Origin of the sequence: Hwanghaeella sp. 1Z406, assembly GCF_048892425.1 — a bacterium.
Lineage (GTDB): Bacteria > Pseudomonadota > Alphaproteobacteria > UBA8366 > Aestuariispiraceae > Pacificispira.
Map to the genome: position 1 here is coordinate 78,974 of NZ_JBLZHU010000008.1, position 20,726 is coordinate 99,699.

The window sequence follows — 20,726 nt, forward strand, 5'->3', positions numbered from 1 at the left end:
CCCGTCGGGGCGGACAGTAATTTGGCGGTTACAGACGTTGGGGACTATAATTTGATATGAGTGATACAAAAGCACCCCCTGCCCAAGGCAGCGTCGATAAAAAGCCCAACCTGATCTTATCCTTCTTTACCCGGATGTTCCGTGGGTCGGGAAAGAAGCGCCGCGGCCCCTGGTGGAAGCCCGGCCTGCCGACCCTGATCGCCTTTGCTGTTCTGGCAACCGGTGTTACCGTGCGCGTCTGGGATCCCGATCCCGTGCAAACAATCCGGCTGCGGACATTCGACATGTACAATGTCGTCAAGCCCCGCGTGCCTTTGGACCCCTCCCCCGTCATCATTGTTGATATCGATGAAAAAAGCCTGGCAGAAGTGGGGCAATGGCCCTGGCCGCGAACCCAGGTCGCTCGCCTGCTGACCGCCCTTCGTGATTATGGAATTGCCGTGGTGGGGTTCGATATTGTGTTCGCTGAACTGGATCGGACGTCTCCGGACCTGTTGGCGAAATCCCGCGAGGACCTTCCAGCTTCCGTGCGCGACAGTCTTGCGCAAACGCCCGCAAATGAATCAATCATGGCCGAAGCGATGAAGACCGTCCGCACCGTTCTGGGACAGGCGTCCACCCAATCCACGCAGGCCCTCGCGCCCAGTGATTTTGCATATTCAACCTCTTTTAAAGGGGCGCTGGGCACAAAGGACGTGCCAGACCCGAATGACGAATTGTTCAAGCGCGCCGTGCGTTTTCCAACGCTTGTGTATAACCGACCTGAACTGGAACAATTCGCCTCTGGCCTGGGGGTGTTTTCCATCGGGGAAGAAGTGGATGGTGTCGTGCGCCGGGTCCCCCTGGTTGTGCATATCAGCGATGTCATCAAACCCGCCCTTTCTACAGAAATGATCCGGGTCGGGTTCGCCGGTAACAGTATATTTGCCTTTCTGACGGTTGGCGGAATCAGTGAAGTACGGCTGCAAACACCACGCGGGAATTTCCCAATACCGACAGACAGCAAGGGCCAGATCTGGGTCTATTTTGCCAAGCCAGACAGCTTCAACATGCCCAATAATGAAGGCCGCATGTATATTTCGGCCTCTGATATCATGGAAAAGCGCGTTCCACCGGAACGCATCTCCGGGCGTCTGGCGATTGTCGGGACATCGGCTGTTGGCCTGTTGGATATTCGGGCCACTCCCATCAGCCCCCGCCTGCCAGGGGTTGAGGTCCATGCGAATATTCTGGAAAACGTGCTCAGCCAGACCTTTGTCCGGTATCCTGAGACCATGCAATTGACAGAATTTGTCGCCATGGGCGTGGTTGGCCTGTTGCTGATTTTCTTCATTCCGCGGGTTGGTCCAGTTGTGACCCTGGTTGGTTTGACCGTCGCCATTGGTGGCTTTGCCGGGACCAGTTGGTTCCTGTTTTCTGAACAGCGCCTGTTGCTGGATGCCACCTATCCTGCAGGCCTGTCCCTGGCGATCTATGGCGTGCTGGCCTTTGCCAACTATGCCCGTGACGCGGCGGAAAAGCGGCAGGTACGCGGGGCCTTCGCGCAGTATCTGTCCCCTGATCTTGTGGAGCAATTGGCGGCCGATCCCGACAAACTGAAACTGGGCGGCGAAACCAAGCGCATGACCCTGCTGTTCTGTGACGTGCGCGGATTCACAACGATTTCAGAGCAGTATAAGGCAGATCCGCAGGGTCTGACCGTATTGATCAACCGCCTGTTGACGCCGCTGACCGATGACATTCTGAAGCGCCAGGGCACGATTGATAAGTATATGGGCGACTGTATCATGGCGTTCTGGAACGCCCCCCTGGATGTGCCCAATCAGGAACGCATGGCATCCGAAGCAGCCATTGCAATGTTCCAGTCCCTGATCGTCTTGAACGAAGAGCGCAAACGCGAAGCCCTGGAAGAGAATAAAACCTTCCTGCCGCTGAATATCGGGATCGGGATCAATTCCGGCGATTGCGTGGTCGGTAATATGGGATCAGCGCAACGCTTCGACTATTCCGTGTTGGGCGACGCGGTCAACCTTGCCGCCCGATTGGAAGGTCAATCCAAGAGCTATGGTGTTGGTATCGTGATTGGGGAAGAGACCGCCCTTGCCATCGATGGTCATTTCCCCCTTGCGGAGTTGGACCTGATCGCCGTGAAGGGCAAGACAGAGGCGGTTCGTATCTTTACTATCCTGGGCGGTCCTGAGGTTTTGCAGGATCCGGATTATAGCAATGTCGTAGCGCAACATGCAGAGATGCTGCGGGCCTATCGCGCCCAGGAATGGGATGACGCGGCGCGCACAATGAACGCCCTGAAAGGACGCCTGTCCGGTGTACTGGACGGATTCTATGATATCTATATGGCGCGTCTGGAAGAGTTCCGCGACAATCCCCCTCCCGCCGATTGGGATGGGGTCTATGTCGCCACCAGCAAGTAAGATCTAGAGCAATTTCAGATCACACAGGATGCTCTGATACTTATTTTTTGGCGGCGGCCTTCTTGGATTTCGCTTTCTTGGATGGCTTTCCGGCCTTTGACGCGGGCGCATCATCTGCGACGATAGATGTCGGCACATCCGGCTTCTCAGCCGCTTTGGATCGGGCATTCTTGACCGCTCCTTCCAGGCCTTCCCGCACCCGGTCCAGGACAATGCCCCAATCGCTGAGAATGCGCTGGCGCACCAAGCGCATCGTGGGATACCACGGCGTGTCTTCCCGATTGCGCAGCCACCGCCATTCGCCGCCAAAGGGCAGCATGGTCCAGACATCCTTGCCCATCGCGCCCGCCAGGTGACAGACCGCCGTATCCACGCTGATCAACACATCCAAATCTTTCAAAATGGCGGCTGTATCGGCGAAATCCTTTATATCCGCCGAATGATCAAAAACAGTGCCCCGTTCAAGATAGGGCTTCAGATCAGAGACACCGTTGCCAACTTGCAATGAATGAAAATCAACCCCGTCAATGTCGAACAGGCCTGCCAGTTCCTTCAAGGGGATGGAGCGATACAGGTTATCCGAATGGGTGGGACGCCCCGTCCAGACGATCCCCGCCTTGATCACGCCATCCTTTGATTTTGGTAAACCCTGTTGGCGTGCAGCGGCTTCCGGTACGCTGAGATAGGGGATATTGCGCGGGACGGTGTCCAGGGTCGTTCCGAAACGATGCGGCAGGGATAACAGCGGTATCTGCACATCAAACACGATCTGGCCGTTCTCCTGGCGCAGATGATACAGATCATCCACACCACCCAGCGTCTTCATCAGGCGAAATACTTCTTTTTCACACAGGAAGACAATCTTGCCCCCCGTCCCCAATTTCTGTTGCAGCAAGGGAAGATAGCGACAGAACTGGATTGTATCGCCGAACCCTTGTTCGACATGCACCAGCAGGGTCCGCCCATTTAACGGAGATCCATCCCACAGCCGTTCCCGGATGTTTGGAACATTGGGCTTGAAGGCCGACATCGCATAGCGCGATTCATACGCAGCCCAGCCCTTTTCATACTGCCCATCCATCAACAAGACTGCAGCGGGTGCAAAGGTACCCCGCGCCTGATTGGGCTGTAACTCCCGAACCCTCAGATACAGGTCCATGGCGGGCTGTAGCTGTTCCATCCGCAACAGGCAATTGGCATAGGAATACAGAACATCCGGGTCTGCCGGGGCCAGATCCCGGGCGCGGGCCAATACATGTTTGGCCTCTACCGAATTGCCCAACTTTAACGTTACATGCCCCAACCCCTTCAGGGCACCGACATCATCGGGGGCAATCGTCAGGACGTGGCGCAGATGCGACGCAGCCGATGTCAGACGCCCCAGCTTTTCCAACGTCATCGCATATGTCGACAAGGCCCGCAGATGATTGGGGCTTAACCGCAAGGCCTTGCGAAACGCGGCTTCCGCCTCGACATGTTTTTCTTCCGAATGACGGCTGGTGCCCAGTTTTACCCAGGATTCGACATTAAGCGGATTAATTTCCACCGACCGTTCATAACATGTCATTGCGGCGATGCGGTCCGGATGCCCCTTTGTCTTGCCCCGGGCAAACAACGCATCGCCCTTGTTTGACCAAGCCTCGGAATAATCCTCTCGGATTGTGATTGCTTCGTCATATCGGGTAAGGGCTTCATCCAGGCGATTGCTGCGGGCCAGCACATTGCCCAGATTATTCAGAACTTCCGGGAATGCGCTGTTGGCGCTCAGGGCTGCCTCATAAGCGGAAATCGCCGCGTCGGGCTGACCGGATTCTGACAGGGCGATGCCCAGATTGTTCAGGGCCTCACCATAGTTGGGTCGCAATTCAACCGCGCGCCGCAATGCCGCCACGGCCTCTGCATGTTTTCGTTCAAGACGAAGCAGAAAACCCAAAGTATTCAGAAACGCCGCAGAATCCGGTTCAATCTCCAGGGCTTTCTGAACCAATTGAACACCGACATCCGTTTTCCGGGCCTGATGCGCAATCACGCCCAACAGGTGAATCGCCTGGGCGTCGCGATCATTATCCTGCAACACGTCCCTGACGCCCGTCTCGGCCTCCTGCAGATTGCCCGCCTGCAAGGCAGCCACGGCGGCATGATAGCGCGCATCGGGATGAATAGCTGCGGATTTATCCCCAATCCCCGTTTCCTGTGTCGATTCCTGTGTCGCTTGCGATTGAACGTCTTGTTCCGACATATTGTTATCCGATCCGCGTGTATCCGCTGGCTTCTTGTTCGTTTCGCCCCTGCCTTAAACTAGGTCAGGGCGGCGGAAAAGTCCCGCAACAATAAGCGCATCCTGCACCTGCATCGGCAGCCATGGCCTGACATTCCTTTTTCCCGTCCGAAAGAATACCAATGAATGTCGTATTTTCAGTCGACATTCACACATCGTTGTTTACATCTACTGTCCGGTTTTTTGAACTGTACGAATGGATTCCAATGCGGTTTGTACTCCGTTTTCTACTGATACCGATCCTATTGCTGTGGTCCCTGCCCGCCCTGGCGCAGGATCGCCCGTTGCTGATCCTACGAATTGAAGCGGAACAGGGCTTTACCCTGGATGGGCGCAAGGCCGGATTGTCCGGGGCCATCTATGCCCTGTCCCGAAAAAGTGCCATCCATGGCGCGCAATCCCTGCAAATCGCCTATGACGCCCGAAACCGCCCGGTATTGATGCGCCTGGCCCAGATCGTGACCCAGGACAAGGATCGCGCCGCCCTGATCGATGCGGCCCGCCAATTGGCGACAGTGATACAACCCACCTGGATGCAGGTTGATACGGACCTTCCCACCGTGATGACCCCGCCCTTGACTGAATTCATTCAATCCAAGAAAGCACTCCCGACCGCCATTCCGATACCACAGAGCAAACCCGGAAATCTGTCCTTTGTTCCAGATCAGAAATTGGCTGTTTTGGACCTGCCGATCCAGGTAGCGGAAGAGACCAGGCTGAGCGAAGCGGCCCTGAAAAGCATGATTTCGGACGCCAGCTTCATCTTCACCCCGAAGACTGGCGAAGAGGTTCCTTATATCCGGTATCATACGCCGAATGGTCGCTTTGCTGCGGGAATTCAAGAGGAAGGAACCGCCGATACCGGATCCTGGGCGGTTCAGGCGGATGGGCGATATTGCATTGAACAGGCGCCCTTACCGATTTCCCAATGTGCGGTGTTGTATCAAACCGCCCCGGATAAATACCTGTATGTCCCAATCCAAGAGCAGGACTTGGATGGCAAGGATATGCGCCCCTTCACCGTGGTCTTTGGAAATCCGGGAGGATTGGTCGCCCCGCAGCGCAGCGATGCAACACAGGCGGCAGTCACCCGCATGATCCTGCGGGGAAACACGGAAGAACGCCGCACACCAGGGGGGACGCTGGACAAACTGTATCTTGATCCGACGGGCACGTATCGCGGTGTTCAGAATGGCGAACCCGCACATGGCGACTGGACGGTTCTAAGCGATGGCCGGCGCTGTCTGATCGATGGTGACACACAAGAAGCCGAATGCGCGTTTCTGAGCGAAACCGACGGCGGGACCTATCGCCTGTTTGATGCAGAAAACCGCAGCCTGGGGGAGGCCCTGTATCGCAGCGGTAATCCGTCCGGCCTATAGCCACCATTTCGCAGCAAGAGCGCCTGACCTTTGCCTTACGCCCCCACCACGAAGTGGCTTTGATTGCCCAATCCGTCCACACCGGCATCGATGCGATTGCCTGCGCGCAGATATTCCGGCGGGTCCATGCCGGCCCCGACACCCGGCGGGGTGCCTGTCGCGATCACGTCGCCCGGATGTAAGGTCATGAACTGGCTGACATAGCTGACAATCTGGGAAACGCCGAAGATCATCAATTCGGTATTGCCATACTGCTTGCGCCGCCCATCCACTTCCAGCCACAGGCTGAGCCGCTGGGGATCCATAATTTCATCCCGGGTGACAATCCAGGGGCCCAGCGGCCCAAATGTGTCACAGCTCTTGCCCTTGGTCCATTGTCCACCGCGCTTATTCTGAAAATCCCGTTCGGACAGGTCGATAAAGGTGGAGAATCCTGCGACGTGGTTTATGGCGTCATCTTCGGAAACATAGCTGGCGGCATCGCCGATCACGATGGCCAGTTCCACTTCCCAATCCGTTCGCGTCGAGTCTCGCGGCAACCGGATGTCATCAAACGGCCCGGTCAGGGAACTGGTCGCTTTCATAAAAATAACTGGTTCTGTTGGTGTATCCGCCCCCAATTCCTTGGCATGATCGGAATAGTTCAACCCAATACAGACCAGCTTGCCAATCCCGGTCAGCGGCACACCAAGTCGGGGCTTGCCGTCGACCATCGGCAGATCCTTGATATCCAGATCCTTGATCGCCTGAAGCGCCTGCGACGTCATTGACTCCGCGCCGAAATCAGAAAATTCATGGGACAGATCACGCAAATTCCCATCGCCATCCAGCAGACCTGGCTTTTCCGATCCCTTTTGTCCATAGCGAACCAATTTCATGGCCACGCCTCCCTAAGTTTCATCCATTTAGAAAGGATGGTGCATGCCAGTCAGGCGAATTGCAACGCTTCGCAGATTTCCGCTATATTTCCGCCATTTCTGACCCATGCTTCTCCGTTCTGAAACAGGAAAATCCACACAAATCGATGTTAAGGGGTCCATCCGGGCCAATGAAACGCCGGATATTGGCGCAAGAAATGCCGATTCGCAGCTGTGCGGCCATTCTGTGAAACCGCACTTCCGGTTTGACAGACCTTCATACCCATGATGTCTTTAACCATCAATTTAGCGGTTAAATAGGGTCAAGAACCCGAATACACCCAAACAAAAACTGCGGTTGATAAACCTCTACAGCACATCCGGCACGGGGGTGACAGTGTCGGACGTAAGACAGGGAGTCTCAAAAGTGCGAAAAATGCTACTCGTGGCCGCGACCGGCCTTTCCTTGGCTCTTGGCGCGCAAGCGGCTCAAGCCAAAACCCTTGTCTTCTGTTCAGAAGGCAGCCCTGAAGGGTTCAACCCTTCCCTCTTTACCGCTGGCACAACCTTTGACGCATCCTCGCGCCAGATCTTCAACAAACTGGTGGAATTCGAACGGGGTACAACCAAAATTGCCCCCGGTCTGGCCGAAAGCTGGTCGGTTTCCGATGACGGGTTGGAATATACGTTCAACCTGCGCAAAGGCGTGAAATTCCAAACCACAGAAAATTTCACCCCGTCGCGCGACTTTAACGCCGAAGATGTGGTCTTCTCTTTCAAGCGTCAGCTGGATAAAGAAAACCCATATCATATGATTTCCGGCGGCACGTACGAGTATTTCAACGGCATGTCCATGCCAGACCTGTTGAAAGACATCGTCGCGGTGGACGATTACACCGTGAAATTCATGCTGAACCGCCCGGAAGCGCCAATGATTGCCAATCTGGCGATGGATTTCGCCTCTATCATGTCAGCGGAATATGCCGATCAGATGCTGAAAGCCGGGACGCCCGATATGGTGGATCAGGCGCCAGTCGGCACCGGACCTTTCCAACTGGTCGCCTATCAAAAAGATGCTGTGATCCGCTACAAGGCTCACCCAGATTATTGGGCTGGCAAGGCGAAGATTGATGATCTGATTTTCGCCATTACACCTGATGCCTCTGTGCGGTATGAAAAGCTGAAAGCGGGCGAATGCCACGTCATGCCCTATCCAAATCCTGCTGACATCGAGTCGATGAAGGGCAATTCGGATCTGGTCGTTATGGAACAGGAAGGCCTGAATGTCGGTTATCTGGCATACAACACCCAGGTCGCCCCGTTCGACAAGGTTGAGGTCCGCAAGGCCCTGAATATGGCTATCGACAAGCAGGCCATTATCGACGCCGTTTTCCAGGGCGCCGGTAAAATTGCGAAAAATCCGATCCCACCGACCATCTGGTCCTATAACGAAGCCACCGTTGACGATCCTTATGACCCGGAAGCTGCCAAGAAAATGCTGGCGGATGCAGGCGTTACGGATTTGAAAATGGAAATCTGGGCGATGCCCGTTCAGCGCCCTTACAACCCGAATGCCCGTCGCATGGCCGAACTGATGCAGGCCGATCTGGCAAAAATCGGTGTTGAGGTTGAAATCGTCTCCTTCGAATGGGGCGAATACCTGAAACGGTCAAAGGAACTGGACCGCAAAGGGGCCGTACTGCTGGGCTGGACAGGGGATAATGGTGATCCGGATAACTTCCTGGCTGTGCTGTTGGGCTGTGATGCCGTGGGCGGGTCCAACCGCGCACAATGGTGCTATCAGCCTTTCGAAGACCTGATCCAGAAAGCGAAGATCGTATCCGATCCTGCCGAACGGACCAAATTGTATGAGCAAGCGCAGATCGTCTTCAAAGAACAGGCACCATGGGACACGATTGCCCATTCCGTTGTGTTCAAGCCGATCCGCAAGGAAGTCAAAGACTTCAAGATTGATCCCTTCGGCGGTCACATCTTCTATGGTGTGGATATCGAAGAGTAAGGGTTAGCCCGGGCTCAGACGACCGGTTCAGCCCCCTTGGTTGAGCCGGTCGTTTTGACCAAGGCGACGCTTTGCGCCGTCGGATAGGACAATCCCCTTATGTTTCAGTATTTTCTGAATAAGCTTTCAACTACGATTCCCACCTTTCTGGGAATCAGTTTGATCGCGTTTGCCTTCATTCGGGTGCTGCCCGGCGACCCTATCATGCTGATGGCGGGAGAACGCGGCGTAACACCTGAACGGTATGAGGAACTGGCCACCCAATTCGGCTTCGACCGCCCTTTCTATATTCAATACAAGGATTTCCTGTTTAACATTTTATCGGGGGATTTCGGACAATCCTTTGTCACCAAGCAACCGGTGATCGAGGAATTCCTGGCGCGGTTCCCTGCCACCCTGGAACTGTCCCTGTCTGCGATGTTTCTGGCCGTACTGTTTGGATTGCCGGCCGGCATTGTCGCGGCGGTCAAGCGGGGATCGTGGTTTGACCACACATTAATGGGGATATCGCTGACGGGTTATTCCATGCCGGTATTCTGGCTGGGCCTGCTGCTGATAATTCTGTTCTCCAGCATTCTGGGCTGGACCCCGGTATCCGGTCGCATCTCGTTATTGTACTTTTTTGATATCCATACCGGATTCATGACTATCGATGCCCTGATGTCCGGACAAAAGGGGGCATTCGCATCGGCGATTAGTCACTTGATCCTGCCTGCCATCACCCTGGGCACGATCCCCATGGCCGTCATCGCCCGCCAGACCAGGTCTGCCATGTTGGAGGTCCTGAGCGAAGATTATGTGCGCACCGCCCGCGCCAAAGGATTGAGCACATTCCGCATCATCGGCCTGCATGCCTTCCGGAACGCATTGATTACTGTGATAACGGTTATCGGCCTGCAAATCGGTGTGCTGCTGGCCGGTGCGATCCTGACAGAAACAATTTTCGCCTGGCCGGGGGTCGGCAAATGGATGGTCGATTCCATCTTCCGCCGCGACTATCAGGTCGTGCAGGGCGGGCTGATCCTGATTTCCAGCATTGTGATCCTTGTTAATCTTACGGTTGATCTGCTGTATGGGCTGATCAATCCCCGCATCCGCCAGACAAGGGGCTAAAGATGAGCACCACCACAGACGTCGCCAGCGCCAGCGCCACCCGTCGTGCCTTTGACGAATTCTGGCATTACTTCTCGGAAAGCCGGGGGGCCGTTGCGGGCATGGTGTTCATGATCTTCATCATCCTGGTCGCAATTTTTGCGCCCGTCATTGCGCCGCACAGCCCGATTGAAACCAACACTGAATTCCTGCGCAAACCACCTGCCTGGCAGGACGGTGGCAGCATGCAATTCCTGCTGGGAACCGATGCGGTTGGACGTGATATCCTGTCGCGCCTGATTCACGGATCGCGCTATTCACTGCTGGTCGGCTGCATCGTTATCTTTCTGTCCCTGACTTTCGGCATATTGTTAGGAGTCACGGCGGGATATTTCCGGGGGTTTTACGAAACAGCCGTCATGCGGGTGATGGATGTCATTCTGTCGGTTCCAAGCTTGCTGATGGCCCTGGTGCTGGTTGCGATTCTGGGGCCTGGCCTGGAAAACGCCATGATCGCCATTGCCGTCACCTATACGCCCCATTTCGTCCGATTGAGCCGGGCACAGGTGATTTCAGAGGCAAAGCGCGACTATGTCATGGCCAGCCGCATCGCCGGGGCTGGGCGGTTTCGACTGATGGCGATCACGATCCTGCCCAATTGCATGTCCCCGCTGATCGTGCAATCGACGCTCAGTTTTTCCACCGCGATCCTGGATGCGGCGGCTCTTGGATTTCTGGGCATGGGTGCACAGCCCCCAACCCCGGAATGGGGCACCATGCTGGCAGAGGCACGCGAATTCATCACCAGCGCCTGGTGGATGGTGACCTTCCCCGGTCTGGCCATTCTGGTCACTGTTCTGGCGATAAATCTGATGGGCGATGGGCTGCGCGATGCCCTGGACCCCAAGATGAAGCGGTCCTGAACGCCATGGCCCTGTTGGAAATCAAAAATCTCACCGTTGAATTCTCAACCGCGCATGGTCCTTTCCGGGCCGTGGACAATATTGATCTATCCGTTGACGCCGGGGAACTGGTCGCGATCGTGGGGGAATCCGGGTCGGGTAAATCTGTTTCCATGCTGGCGCTGATGGGTCTATTGCCCTGGACAGCGAAGGTCACGGCAGACCGGATGGCGCTGGATGGCAAAGACCTGACAGAGATGCCGCACGATCAACGCCGCCGGATCGCCGGCAAAGACATGGCGATGATTTTTCAGGAGCCAATGACCAGCCTGAACCCCTGTTTCACCGTTGGCTTCCAGATCAATGAGATCATGAAGCGCCACCTGTCCCTGACCCGGCATGAGCGGGATAAACGCGCGGTGGAGTTGATGTCCCTGGTCGGCATCCCCTCCCCGGAATCACGATTGCGGGCCTTCCCGCACCAGCTTTCCGGCGGCATGAGCCAGCGGGTAATGATCGCAATGATGATCGCCTGCAACCCCCGCCTGTTGATCGCAGATGAGCCGACCACAGCGCTGGACGTCACGATCCAGGCGCAGATTCTTGAACTGCTGGCATCGCTGCAGCAGGATACGGGCATGGCATTGGTGCTGATCACCCATGACATGGGTGTCGTCGCAGAAGTCGCCCAGCGCGTCATTGTGCAATATGCCGGACAACAGGTGGAATCACGCGATGTCATCGACCTGTTTGATACGCCCAAACATCCCTATACCCAGGCCCTGCTGGCGGCCCTGCCGGAACGCGCAACGACCCAGCACCTCCCCTCCATCCCCGGCGTTGTGCCCGGTCAGTTGGATCGCCCGGATGGGTGCCTGTTCAATCCCCGCTGCCAGTATGCGCTAGAGGCCTGTCGGCATACGCCCCCCGGCATCCAGAACGGGGTTCGGTGCCATACGCCTTTAAACGCCCAGGGCCATCCAACCGACCCGATGAACCTGCGCCAGAAGGAGGGCGTGTCCTGATGAACACGACCCCTGTTTTGAAGGCACATGACCTGCAACGCCATTATGATGTCGGCGGTGGTGCCTTTACCAAGGCAACGCCCCTGCGCGCCCTGGCCGGGGCCAGTTTCGATCTATATCCGGGTAAGACACTGGCGGTGGTTGGTGAATCCGGCTGTGGGAAATCCACCATGGCCCGTCTGGTGACAATGATGGAGCCCCCGACATCCGGAACGTTAGAGATCGATGGCCTGGATGCCGTCCATGGCAAGAAAAGCCGCAATGTGGCGCGCCAACTGCGCCAAACCGTTCAGATGGTCTTCCAGGATCCCTATGGTTCCCTGAATCCGCGCCAGCGCGTCGGGGCCATGCTGGAAGAACCGCTGAAGATCAACCGCCCTACCCTGTCTGCGAAAGAGCGGGAGGAAGCCGGGCGATCCATGATGCAGCGGGTCGGCTTGCGGTCGGAACATTATGATCGCTATCCCCATATGTTTTCCGGCGGTCAGCGCCAGCGAATTGCGATTGCACGCGCCCTGATGCTCAATCCAAAGATCGTCGTATTGGACGAGCCTGTTTCGGCCCTGGATGTCTCCATCCAGGCGCAGGTCTTGAACCTGTTGAATGACTTGCAGGAAGAATTCCAACTGGCCTATCTGTTCATCTCCCACGATCTGTCTGTCGTGAAACATGTCGCGGATGACGTGATGGTGATGTATCTGGGCCATCCGGTCGAATCCGGCCCCAGCAAAGAGGTATTTGCCAATCCACAGCATCCCTATACCCGCGCCCTGCTGTCTGCAACGCCGGTAGCGGATCCACGCCGAACCCGAAATCGGATCAAACTGACCGGGGAAATCCCCTCCCCCCTCAATCCACCGTCAGGTTGTACCTTCCACCCGCGCTGCCCCCTGGCCAATGAACGCTGTAAGGAGGAGGTCCCAAAAACCCTGACACGGGGCCCCGTCACCGTTGCCTGCCACGCCGTCGAAGAAGGCCGTAACGAGGCGGGCGCGCGCGCCAAGGCCTGATTAGAAAAGCCTAAACGCAAAGGGCGCAGAGAAGGCGCGAAGGTCGCTGAGCAAGTGGTACTTTATGACCTTCCACTACTCAACATCGGTCCCATTCTCATCCTGAGGAGGCGCGGCAGCGCCGTCTCGAAGGAGGGGCTGGAAGAGCGGTGCTTACAGAAAGCCCCCCTTCGAGACGCTACACTCCTCAGGGTGAGGATGCTCTTGTCTACCACTTCGTCACCCCGGACATCGATCCGGGGTCCAGAGCGGCAGGCTCCATGTGTGCGTCTGGCTCTGGATACCCGCCTGCGCGGGTATGACAGAGCATGGGGAGCCATTCTCATCCTGAGGAGGCGCGGTAGCGCCGTCTCGAAGGACGGGGCTGGAAGTGGGGTGCCTACAGCGGGCTCCCCCTTCGAGACGCTACGCTCCTCAGGGTGAGGATGCTCTTGTCTACCACTTCGTCACCCCGGACATCGATCCGGGGTCCAGAGCGGCAGGCTCCATGTGTGCGTCTGGCTCTGGATACCCGCCTGCGCGGGTATGACGAGGTGACCTTTTTTTTTGAAGATTAACCGCAAAGGACGCAGAGGAAGCGCGAAGGTCGCTGAGCAAATGGTACTTTATGACCTTCCACTACCCAACATCGGTCCCATTCTCATCCTGAGGAGGCGCGGCAGCGCCGTCTCGAAGGACGGGGCTGGAAGTGGGGTGCCTACAGCGGGCTCCCCCTTCGAGACGCTACGCTCCTCAGGGTGAGGATGCTCTTGTCTACCACATCGTCACCCCGGACCTGATCCGGGGTCCAGAGCGGCAGGTGCAATTCATGCCTGTAGCCCTGCTCCCCTGCGCGGGTGTGACGAGAAGTTAAGGGTTAACCGCTGAGGGCGCAGAGAAGGCGCGAAGGACGCTGAGGGGTTGGTGCGTCACGGCGTTCCACTTCTGACCATAAGCACCATTCTCATCCTGAGGAGCGGCAACGCCGCGTCTCGAAGGAGGACCTGTAAGCGCGGTGCCTACAGACAGATCACCCTTCGAGACGCTGCGCTCCTCAGGGTGAGGGTGCAATTGGTACCAACATCGTCACCCCGGACCCTGATCCGGGGTCCAGGGCGGTCTGTTCGATGTCACTGATCAAGTTTAGCTTTCAGCAACTGGTTCACCATACCGGGATTGGCCTGGCCCTGGGTCTGTTTCATGACCTGGCCGACAAACCAGCCGATCAATTTCACATTGCCGCCGCGATAGCCTTCGACCTGGCTGGGGTTTTCCTCGATCAGCGTGTCGATGATCGCCTCCAACGCACCGGTATCCGAGATTTGCTTAAGACCCTTGGACTCAACGATTTCCGCCGCATCGCCGCCGGTTTCGAACATTTCATCGAAAACATCCTTGGCAATCTTACCGGAAATCGAGCCATCCTTGATCAGCGTCAACAGCCCGCCCAAAGCCTGTGCAGAAACCTTGCTGTCTGAGATACCAAGGCCCGCCTTGTTCAGGCGACCGAACAGTTCGACGGTCACCCAGTTCGACGCCAGTTTCGCATCGCCACAGGTCTCCGAGGCTGCTTCAAAATACTCTGCCATTTCCCGTTCCGCCGACAGCACACCCGCATCATAGGGGCTTAAGCCCAGCTCTTCGACAAAGCGGCGCTTCTTGACGTCCGGCAGTTCCGGCAAGGTTGCCTGGCAGTCGGCAACAAAGTCTTCCCCAAACACAACGGGTAACAGATCAGGGTCCGGGAAATAGCGATAATCGTGGGCATCTTCCTTGGTCCGCATGGAGCGGGTTTCCCCCTTGTTGGGGTCGAACAAGCGGGTTTCCTGCACCACCGTGCCGCCGCCTTCGATCAGGCGGATCTGGCGCTTTACTTCCACTTCCACCGCCTGACGGATGAAGCGCAGGGAGTTCACATTCTTGACCTCTGCACGGGTGCCCAGGTCATCGCCCGGCTTGCGTACCGAAATGTTGATATCGGCCCGCATGGAGCCTTCCTGCATATTGCCGTCACAGGAGCCAATGTAGCGCAGGATGGAGCGTACCTTGCCGACATAGGCCGATGCCTCATCCCCTGACCGGATATCGGGCTTGGAGACGATTTCCATCAGGGCGACACCTGCGCGGTTCAGATCGATCAGGCTTTTTTCCGGCACCTGATCATGGATCGATTTCCCCGCATCCTGTTCCAGATGCAGGCGCTCCACGCCAATTGCGCGGGTCGTGCCGTCTTCCAGGTCAATCTCGATCTCGCCCTCGCCGACAATCGGCTGTTCGTATTGGCTGATCTGATAGCCCTGGGGCAGATCGGGATAGAAGTAATTCTTCCGCGCAAAGACGGAATGGCGATTGATCCTGGAATTCAGGGCCAATCCCGTGCGCACAGCCTGGCGCACGGCCTCTGCATTGATCACAGGCAACATGCCGGGCATGGCCGCATCCACCAGGGATACCTGGGAATTCGCCTCTGCCCCAAACGTGGTTGGCGCGCCGGAAAACAGCTTTGCCTGTGTCGTCACCTGGGCGTGGATCTCAATCCCGATCACCACTTCCCAATCGCCTGTTTTGCCCTGTACCAAATTGCTCATCATCGTGCCTGGTTCCAATGCTTAAATCCGTGTCTCGGAGATAGCCCTTAGCACAAGGTGAGGCAAGCCTGATGGGTGAATTATGAGACTTTACGCAAGTTCGGAACATAGGGTTTGGAGGCAAAATGCTCCTGCGCGCCATCCGAAAACCGAACCCCCGCCTTACGAACAGCATCATCCTCCACCCGGTCCAGCGGGACATAGGATCGATCATCATTTTTGACGAAGGCGTCATTGGTGATGGCGTTATAGCAGATCAGCAAGGTCCAACGCCGCTGGTCGGATGTATTCCGGTCCGAACGATGCAAGGTGTTGCAATGAAAGAAGAACCCATCGCCCGGCTCTAACAGGACATCGACGACCTCATGGCGCGCCAGAATCTCTTCCATGCGCTTGGGGTCTGCCTCGTTCTGCTTATCGGTCAGCGGCACATGATCAATGCGACCCATTTTATGACTGCCCCGCACAACTTTCAGACAGCCATTCTCCGGTGTGGTCCGATCCAGGGCGATCATGCAGCTCAACATATCAGGCCGCAGGCATCCATTGTAATACCAATAGCCATAATCCTGATGCCATTCCCAGGCCCCACCCTCACGCGGCTCCTTAGCGGTCAGTTTGGACTGATAATGATAGACAGGTTCGCCAATCAGCCGCTCCGACGCATCAATCATGCGCGGCAAGCGCGCGGCAAGCCCATAAACACTGTCCCCGGCGCGGTTCCATAAGGCGATTTTTGTGCCAAATCCTTCCTGATCGGCACGGATCAGCATATGGTCACGGATCGCTGGATCCTGTTCCATCGCGCGGTTCAGGGCCGTGACCTCTTCCGGGTCAAAAAGCCCTTTTATGGTAACGAATCCATCTGCGTGATAGGCAGCTTGTTGCTGTGCGCTTAGTTGAAAGCTCATGGCATACCCTCCCGATTGTTTTCAGGCAGTGTATGACAAATTTAAAAAAACGTCATCAAAACAGAAAACGGCGCCACCCGTCTCCAGGCAGCGCCGTTTGCAATCTTCAATTTCGCCTAAGACTTACGCAGCCGCCAGATTGGTGTTGGCGAAGTCCCAGTTTACCAGGTGTTCCAGGAAGGCACCCATATAGTCCGGGCGACGGTTCTGGAAATCCAGATAATAGGCATGCTCCCAGACATCCATGGTCAGGATCGGGGTTTTGCCATCGACCAGCGGTGTGCCGGCATTCGGGGTTTTTTCAACCTTCAGCTTGCCGCCATCCAGCACCAGCCAGGCCCAGCCGGACCCGAACTGTGTTGCGCCAGCATTTTTGAACTGGGTTGCGAATTCTTCATAAGACCCGAAATCTTCGTTGATCTTGTCAGCAATCGCACCGGTTGGCTTGCCGCCGCCATTGGGGCTCATTGAGTTCCAATAGAAGGTGTGGTTCCAAACCTGGGCTGCCTGATTGAACAGACCCTGGTCGCCCTTCTTATGGGCTGCCATGGTGATTTCAGAAACTGACGCGTCGGCAAGGTCCGTACCGGCGGTCAGCTCATTGCACTTGGTCACATAAGCATTGTGATGCTTGCCATGGTGAAAGCTGAGGGTGTTTGCGGAAATGTGGGGTTCCAAAGCGTCTTGCGCGTAAGGAAGAGCGGGCAATTCAATAGCCATAGTGTCCTCGTATCCTTCGTTAATGTGTTTAGATCGGTGAAATCTTCACGTATTTGTCGTATTTCGGGGCCAAAATCACAGTTTTAGCCATGATTTGGTCTCACAGCAGAACATAAGGCTTTCACTCATATGTTCAACCGGTTTCCACAGCACCCCTCTCTGCCTTCTTCTCCCAACCACGATCGGTTTGCTGCCAGTAAGTCAGGTGATGGCCGTCCGCCTCCTCCTGTTTCCAGAAGACCCGCGCGGTTGCCACGGCTTCATCATCTGCCCCATCAAACAGGCGGCAAACCAGATCATATCGGCCGATTGCTTCAGAATGTGCGCCATGGGTCAAAAACAAAACGGAGGCCTCATTTGGATTCTCATCCTCATGGGTCAGCCAGATCGGTTGCTGGCCCGCATGCCCGTCTCTGGCCTCCCCATGGGGCAGGAAACTGGCGGGATCGTAGGTCCATAAGGCCTCGCTGAGCGCGATCACCTGATCGGACTTTTCCGCCAGCACCACGGCCCGCCATTTCCGCGACAGACACATTTCCAGCATTTTGGGCAAAGCCGCTGCCAGCTTCGTGCGCTGCAAATGATAGAAGCGGATTTCTGTCATGAACTTTTCAGATCAGCTTTCATAGACATCCGTGACGAACCGATCCAACAGGCGTACCCCATAGCCAGTTGCACCTTTTGGCACGGTTGCCGAGTCCTTTGACGTCCAGGCCATGCCCGCAATGTCCAGATGCGCCCAGGCGGTATCCTTCACAAAACGCTGAAGGAATTGCGCCGCCGTGATGGAGCCTGCACCCCGCCCGCCGATATTCTTCATATCCGCGCAATCCGACGTCAGCAGCTTGTCATAGGCATCCCCCAGCGGCAGTCGCCAGACGGGCTCGCCCGTCGCCAGGCCCGCCGCCGTCAATTGTGCTGATAAGCTGTCATCATTGCTGAACAATCCGGCATTCTCATTCCCCAGAGCGATGATAATCGCCCCCGTCAGGGTCGCCAGATCGATCATCGCCTGAGGCTTGAACTGTTGCTGGGTATACCACAATGCATCGGCCAGAACCAATCGGCCCTCAGCATCCGTATTATGGATTTCGATGGTCTGACCGGACATAGAGGTCACGACATCGCCGGGCCGTTGAGCATTGCCGTCGGGCATATTTTCCACCAGACCAACAACGCCGACAGCATTGACCTTTGCTTTACGACCGGCAAGCGCCTTCATCAGGCCCAGAACCGTGCCGGATCCCCCCATATCCCATTTCATTTCTTCCATACCGGGGCCGGGCTTCAAGGAAATACCACCGGTATCAAAGGTCACGCCCTTACCAACAAAGGCAACGGGTGCCTTGTTCTTGGGTCCGCCATCCCAGCGCATGGTGACCAGGAAGCTTTCGCGAATAGAGCCCTGACCAACGCCCAACAGCGCGCCCATGCCCAGCTTCGCCATTTTCTTTTCGTTCAGGATTTCTACCTTTACGCCCAGTTCTTCCAATTCCTTACAACGGGCCGCCAGGGTTTCCGGGTACAGAATATTTGGCGGTTCGGTGACCACATCGCGGGTCAGGTAAACCCCATCCACTACCGCATCACGCAACTTAAACGCCTTGCGCGCCGCAGTCGCCCCGGTTCCATGGATGGACATGGATTTGACGCTGGGTTTCTCTTCCGCCTTCTTTTTGGTGAAATACTTATCAAAGCGATACGCGCCCAGCCTTGCACCCTCGGCAACATTGGTGGCGGCCGCGACCAAATCTTCCGCGCCACAATCCACAAGAACATGGATTTCCGCATCACCGGCCCCATTGGCCGCTTTGACAAGAGAGCCGCCCAATTTCAACCAATCCGCCTCTGCCAGTTCCTTACCGACACCGAACAGAACAATACGGCTGACCTCAACACCAGACGGCGCGACCAGGGTCAGGGACTCCCCCTTTTTTCCATTGAACCGATTGCCAGACAGGGCGCGGGAAATTGCGCCCCCTGCAGCCTCGTCCACGGACCGTGCAGCAGGCGGAAGATGCCCGCCTTCTTCAATACCAACAGCCAACATGCCTGCCTTTGGCATATCCATTTTCTCAGAAAAACTAATCTTCATGAAGGGCAATCCTTTTGCGTTTGAAAACAGGGCCTGGACCAAGTTTGACATGCGTCATTCGTGTTACCATAAGATACACTGCCCGTGACGAAAAGACCGACCTGTCCCCCGGTCCTTGACAAGATCGTCACCAATCGGGAAAAGAAGGCTGTTAAAGTCTTTCCAGATACGGAAAAGCGGGCGAAAGACCTGGAATGTTAAGTATCGCCAAGTATTTTTAAGACTTAACAGCAAGAAAAATCGTGCAGAATCAATTGGTTTCTGATATTTATTACATCTGAGACTCAAGCGATCCATATAACGCTATATCTGGTAACGATGAAACAAATTAACCGCTATATAATGCGCCAATTGGTCAGTGTGACAGTGTTCGCGACCGTTGTTTTGTGCGTGGCGGTGATGTTGGTGCAATCCGTGCGTCTGGTCGACCTGATTGTAAATCGCGGTCTGCCGCTGCCGGAATTCGCCTATATGGCTTCTTTGATGATCCCCCGTTTCGTGGCTCTGGTGATGCCGATTGCCCTGTTTGGCGCAATGCTTTTCACCTATAACCGGATGATTAGTGACAGCGAGTTGATTGTGATGCGATCGGCTGGGATGAGTTCATCCTCGCTTGCCATGCCCGGATTGGCCATCGCCTCCGCGGCCAGCATAGTCTGTCTGGGCATGACCCTGTATCTGATGCCGATGTCTGCCATGGAAATGCGGTTTTATGTCGACAAGAACCGATCCCAATGGGGGGCGGCCCTGTTGCGTGAAGGGCAGTTTACAACAGTTGGCAAGGCGATCACCATTTTCGTAAAAGAACGCGAAGGGTCCGAGCTGTTCGGCCTGCTATACGACAATCGGGAAGACCCCGAAGCACCCTATACGATCATGGCCGAACGGGGCGCAGTCGTTGAAACCAATGATGGCCCGCGCATTCTGGTCGTCAATGGCAGCCGCCAGACCTTCCAGGACGGTAAAATGCATCTGGTCGAATTTGACCGGACAATGATTGATATCGGCGTCCCCGCCTCCGCTGCCAGCGCGGTCTGGGCGCAGCCTGAAGAACGCTTTCTTCCGGAATTGCTGTCGCCGGATCCGGATAACTCAAATGACATGTATTACTACAGCAAGCTGATCGCAGAAGGACACAGCCGAATAGCCACGGCACTGCTGCCTATCGCCTATTCCATCGCTGCATTGGCGTTTATCCTGCGCGGTGGCTATTCCAGGCGGGGGAATTTTTCGGCCCTGGTCAGCGCGATTGGCGCGATGATGGCGCTTCTGATTGGTCATATGAGCCTGGTTTCGGCCTCCGGCTCGGACAATCGCTTGATTCCTTTGATCTATCTGAACTCTGTGATCCCCTCCCTTGTGGGCTTGTATTTCATCTTCCGTCCGACCCGCCATAAGCGTGTGGTCCCCACGACAGTGGCGAATTAGGGTCAGG

15 protein-coding genes are annotated in these 20,726 nt (G+C 56.1%); 8 read left to right on the forward strand and 7 right to left on the reverse strand.

The genetic code is table 11. The features are described from left to right. Nucleotides 1-56: 56 nt before the first annotated feature. Nucleotides 57-2,432 (forward strand): CHASE2 domain-containing protein, encoded by a 2,376-nt coding sequence (locus tag ACOSDR_RS15625; protein WP_420731845.1) that lies wholly within the window; start codon nt 57-59, stop codon nt 2,430-2,432. 40 nt (nt 2,433-2,472) lie between these two features. Here the strand turns inward: ACOSDR_RS15625 and ACOSDR_RS15630 are convergent, their stop codons facing one another. Beyond that, nucleotides 2,473-4,671 (reverse strand): tetratricopeptide repeat protein, encoded by a 2,199-nt coding sequence (locus ACOSDR_RS15630; protein ID WP_420731846.1) that lies wholly within the window; start codon nt 4,669-4,671, stop codon nt 2,473-2,475. A gap of 245 nt (nt 4,672-4,916) precedes the next feature. Between ACOSDR_RS15630 and ACOSDR_RS15635 the strand changes: the two genes are divergently transcribed. After that, nucleotides 4,917-6,092 (forward strand): hypothetical protein, encoded by a 1,176-nt coding sequence (locus ACOSDR_RS15635; RefSeq protein ID WP_420731847.1) that lies wholly within the window; start codon nt 4,917-4,919, stop codon nt 6,090-6,092. 35 nt (nt 6,093-6,127) lie between these two features. Here the strand turns inward: ACOSDR_RS15635 and ACOSDR_RS15640 are convergent, their stop codons facing one another. Continuing rightward, a complete protein-coding gene (locus ACOSDR_RS15640; RefSeq protein WP_420731848.1) occupies nt 6,128-6,970 on the reverse strand; it encodes a fumarylacetoacetate hydrolase family protein in 843 nt (280 codons plus the stop codon). Nucleotides 6,971-7,385: 415 nt separating this feature from the next. Between ACOSDR_RS15640 and ACOSDR_RS15645 the strand changes: the two genes are divergently transcribed. The 5 genes from ACOSDR_RS15645 to ACOSDR_RS15665 all read left to right on the forward strand — a co-directional run bounded on the left by ACOSDR_RS15645 (nt 7,386) and on the right by ACOSDR_RS15665 (nt 12,998). Next, nucleotides 7,386-8,969 carry an ABC transporter substrate-binding protein gene (locus ACOSDR_RS15645; RefSeq protein WP_420731849.1) on the forward strand — a complete coding sequence of 528 codons (1,584 nt, stop codon included), beginning with the start codon at nt 7,386-7,388 and terminating at the stop codon, nt 8,967-8,969. Nucleotides 8,970-9,068: 99 nt separating this feature from the next. Further along, nucleotides 9,069-10,082 (forward strand): ABC transporter permease subunit, encoded by a 1,014-nt coding sequence (locus tag ACOSDR_RS15650; protein WP_420731850.1) that lies wholly within the window; start codon nt 9,069-9,071, stop codon nt 10,080-10,082. 2 nt (nt 10,083-10,084) lie between these two features. Further along, nucleotides 10,085-10,984 (forward strand): ABC transporter permease subunit, encoded by a 900-nt coding sequence (locus ACOSDR_RS15655; RefSeq protein WP_420731851.1) that lies wholly within the window; start codon nt 10,085-10,087, stop codon nt 10,982-10,984. Between the two features lie 5 nt (nt 10,985-10,989). Beyond that, nucleotides 10,990-11,988 (forward strand): ABC transporter ATP-binding protein, encoded by a 999-nt coding sequence (locus ACOSDR_RS15660; RefSeq protein WP_420731852.1) that lies wholly within the window; start codon nt 10,990-10,992, stop codon nt 11,986-11,988. After that, nucleotides 11,988-12,998 (forward strand): ABC transporter ATP-binding protein, encoded by a 1,011-nt coding sequence (locus ACOSDR_RS15665; RefSeq protein WP_420731853.1) that lies wholly within the window; start codon nt 11,988-11,990, stop codon nt 12,996-12,998. The genes ACOSDR_RS15660 and ACOSDR_RS15665 overlap by 1 nt, the downstream gene beginning before the upstream one ends. A gap of 1,109 nt (nt 12,999-14,107) precedes the next feature. Here the strand turns inward: ACOSDR_RS15665 and gatB are convergent. The 5 genes from gatB to ACOSDR_RS15690 all read right to left on the reverse strand — a co-directional run bounded on the left by gatB (nt 14,108) and on the right by ACOSDR_RS15690 (nt 19,291). Beyond that, nucleotides 14,108-15,565 carry an Asp-tRNA(Asn)/Glu-tRNA(Gln) amidotransferase subunit GatB gene (gatB, locus tag ACOSDR_RS15670; RefSeq protein ID WP_420731925.1) on the reverse strand — a complete coding sequence of 486 codons (1,458 nt, stop codon included), beginning with the start codon at nt 15,563-15,565 and terminating at the stop codon, nt 14,108-14,110. A gap of 80 nt (nt 15,566-15,645) precedes the next feature. Continuing rightward, entirely contained in the window at nt 15,646-16,476 is an 831-nt protein-coding gene (locus tag ACOSDR_RS15675; protein WP_420723745.1) for a phytanoyl-CoA dioxygenase family protein, read from the reverse strand. Nucleotides 16,477-16,599: 123 nt separating this feature from the next. After that, on the reverse strand, nt 16,600-17,196 hold the full coding sequence (locus ACOSDR_RS15680; protein ID WP_420723744.1) for a superoxide dismutase: 597 nt from the start codon (nt 17,194-17,196) through the stop codon (nt 16,600-16,602). A gap of 133 nt (nt 17,197-17,329) precedes the next feature. After that, the gene (locus ACOSDR_RS15685) at nt 17,330-17,800 is read right to left on the reverse strand and encodes a DNA polymerase III subunit chi (protein WP_420723743.1); all 471 of its coding nucleotides are present in this window, start codon (nt 17,798-17,800) and stop codon (nt 17,330-17,332) included. A 12-nt stretch (nt 17,801-17,812) separates the two neighbouring features. Then, nucleotides 17,813-19,291: a leucyl aminopeptidase gene (locus ACOSDR_RS15690; RefSeq protein WP_420723742.1), complete on the reverse strand. Its 1,479-nt coding sequence runs from the start codon at nt 19,289-19,291 to the stop codon at nt 17,813-17,815. 318 nt (nt 19,292-19,609) lie between these two features. Between ACOSDR_RS15690 and ACOSDR_RS15695 the strand changes: the two genes are divergently transcribed. Further along, nucleotides 19,610-20,719 carry an LptF/LptG family permease gene (locus tag ACOSDR_RS15695; protein ID WP_420723741.1) on the forward strand — a complete coding sequence of 370 codons (1,110 nt, stop codon included), beginning with the start codon at nt 19,610-19,612 and terminating at the stop codon, nt 20,717-20,719. Nucleotides 20,720-20,726 lie beyond the last annotated feature (7 nt).

Bases quoted from the DNA above. Each gene is read 5' to 3' on its own strand.
- ACOSDR_RS15625 (WP_420731845.1), top strand. From the start codon at position 57: ATGAGTGATACAAAAGCACCCCCTGCCCAAGGCAGCGTCGATAAAAAG.
- ACOSDR_RS15630 (WP_420731846.1), bottom strand. From the start codon at position 4,671: ATGTCGGAACAAGACGTTCAATCGCAAGCGACACAGGAATCGACACAG.
- ACOSDR_RS15635 (WP_420731847.1), top strand. From the start codon at position 4,917: ATGCGGTTTGTACTCCGTTTTCTACTGATACCGATCCTATTGCTGTGG.
- ACOSDR_RS15640 (WP_420731848.1), bottom strand. From the start codon at position 6,970: ATGAAATTGGTTCGCTATGGACAAAAGGGATCGGAAAAGCCAGGTCTG.
- ACOSDR_RS15645 (WP_420731849.1), top strand. From the start codon at position 7,386: ATGCTACTCGTGGCCGCGACCGGCCTTTCCTTGGCTCTTGGCGCGCAA.
- ACOSDR_RS15650 (WP_420731850.1), top strand. From the start codon at position 9,069: ATGTTTCAGTATTTTCTGAATAAGCTTTCAACTACGATTCCCACCTTT.
- ACOSDR_RS15655 (WP_420731851.1), top strand. From the start codon at position 10,085: ATGAGCACCACCACAGACGTCGCCAGCGCCAGCGCCACCCGTCGTGCC.
- ACOSDR_RS15660 (WP_420731852.1), top strand. From the start codon at position 10,990: ATGGCCCTGTTGGAAATCAAAAATCTCACCGTTGAATTCTCAACCGCG.
- ACOSDR_RS15665 (WP_420731853.1), top strand. From the start codon at position 11,988: ATGAACACGACCCCTGTTTTGAAGGCACATGACCTGCAACGCCATTAT.
- gatB (WP_420731925.1), bottom strand. From the start codon at position 15,565: ATGAGCAATTTGGTACAGGGCAAAACAGGCGATTGGGAAGTGGTGATC.
- ACOSDR_RS15675 (WP_420723745.1), bottom strand. From the start codon at position 16,476: ATGAGCTTTCAACTAAGCGCACAGCAACAAGCTGCCTATCACGCAGAT.
- ACOSDR_RS15680 (WP_420723744.1), bottom strand. From the start codon at position 17,196: ATGGCTATTGAATTGCCCGCTCTTCCTTACGCGCAAGACGCTTTGGAA.
- ACOSDR_RS15685 (WP_420723743.1), bottom strand. From the start codon at position 17,800: ATGACAGAAATCCGCTTCTATCATTTGCAGCGCACGAAGCTGGCAGCG.
- ACOSDR_RS15690 (WP_420723742.1), bottom strand. From the start codon at position 19,291: ATGAAGATTAGTTTTTCTGAGAAAATGGATATGCCAAAGGCAGGCATG.
- ACOSDR_RS15695 (WP_420723741.1), top strand. From the start codon at position 19,610: ATGAAACAAATTAACCGCTATATAATGCGCCAATTGGTCAGTGTGACA.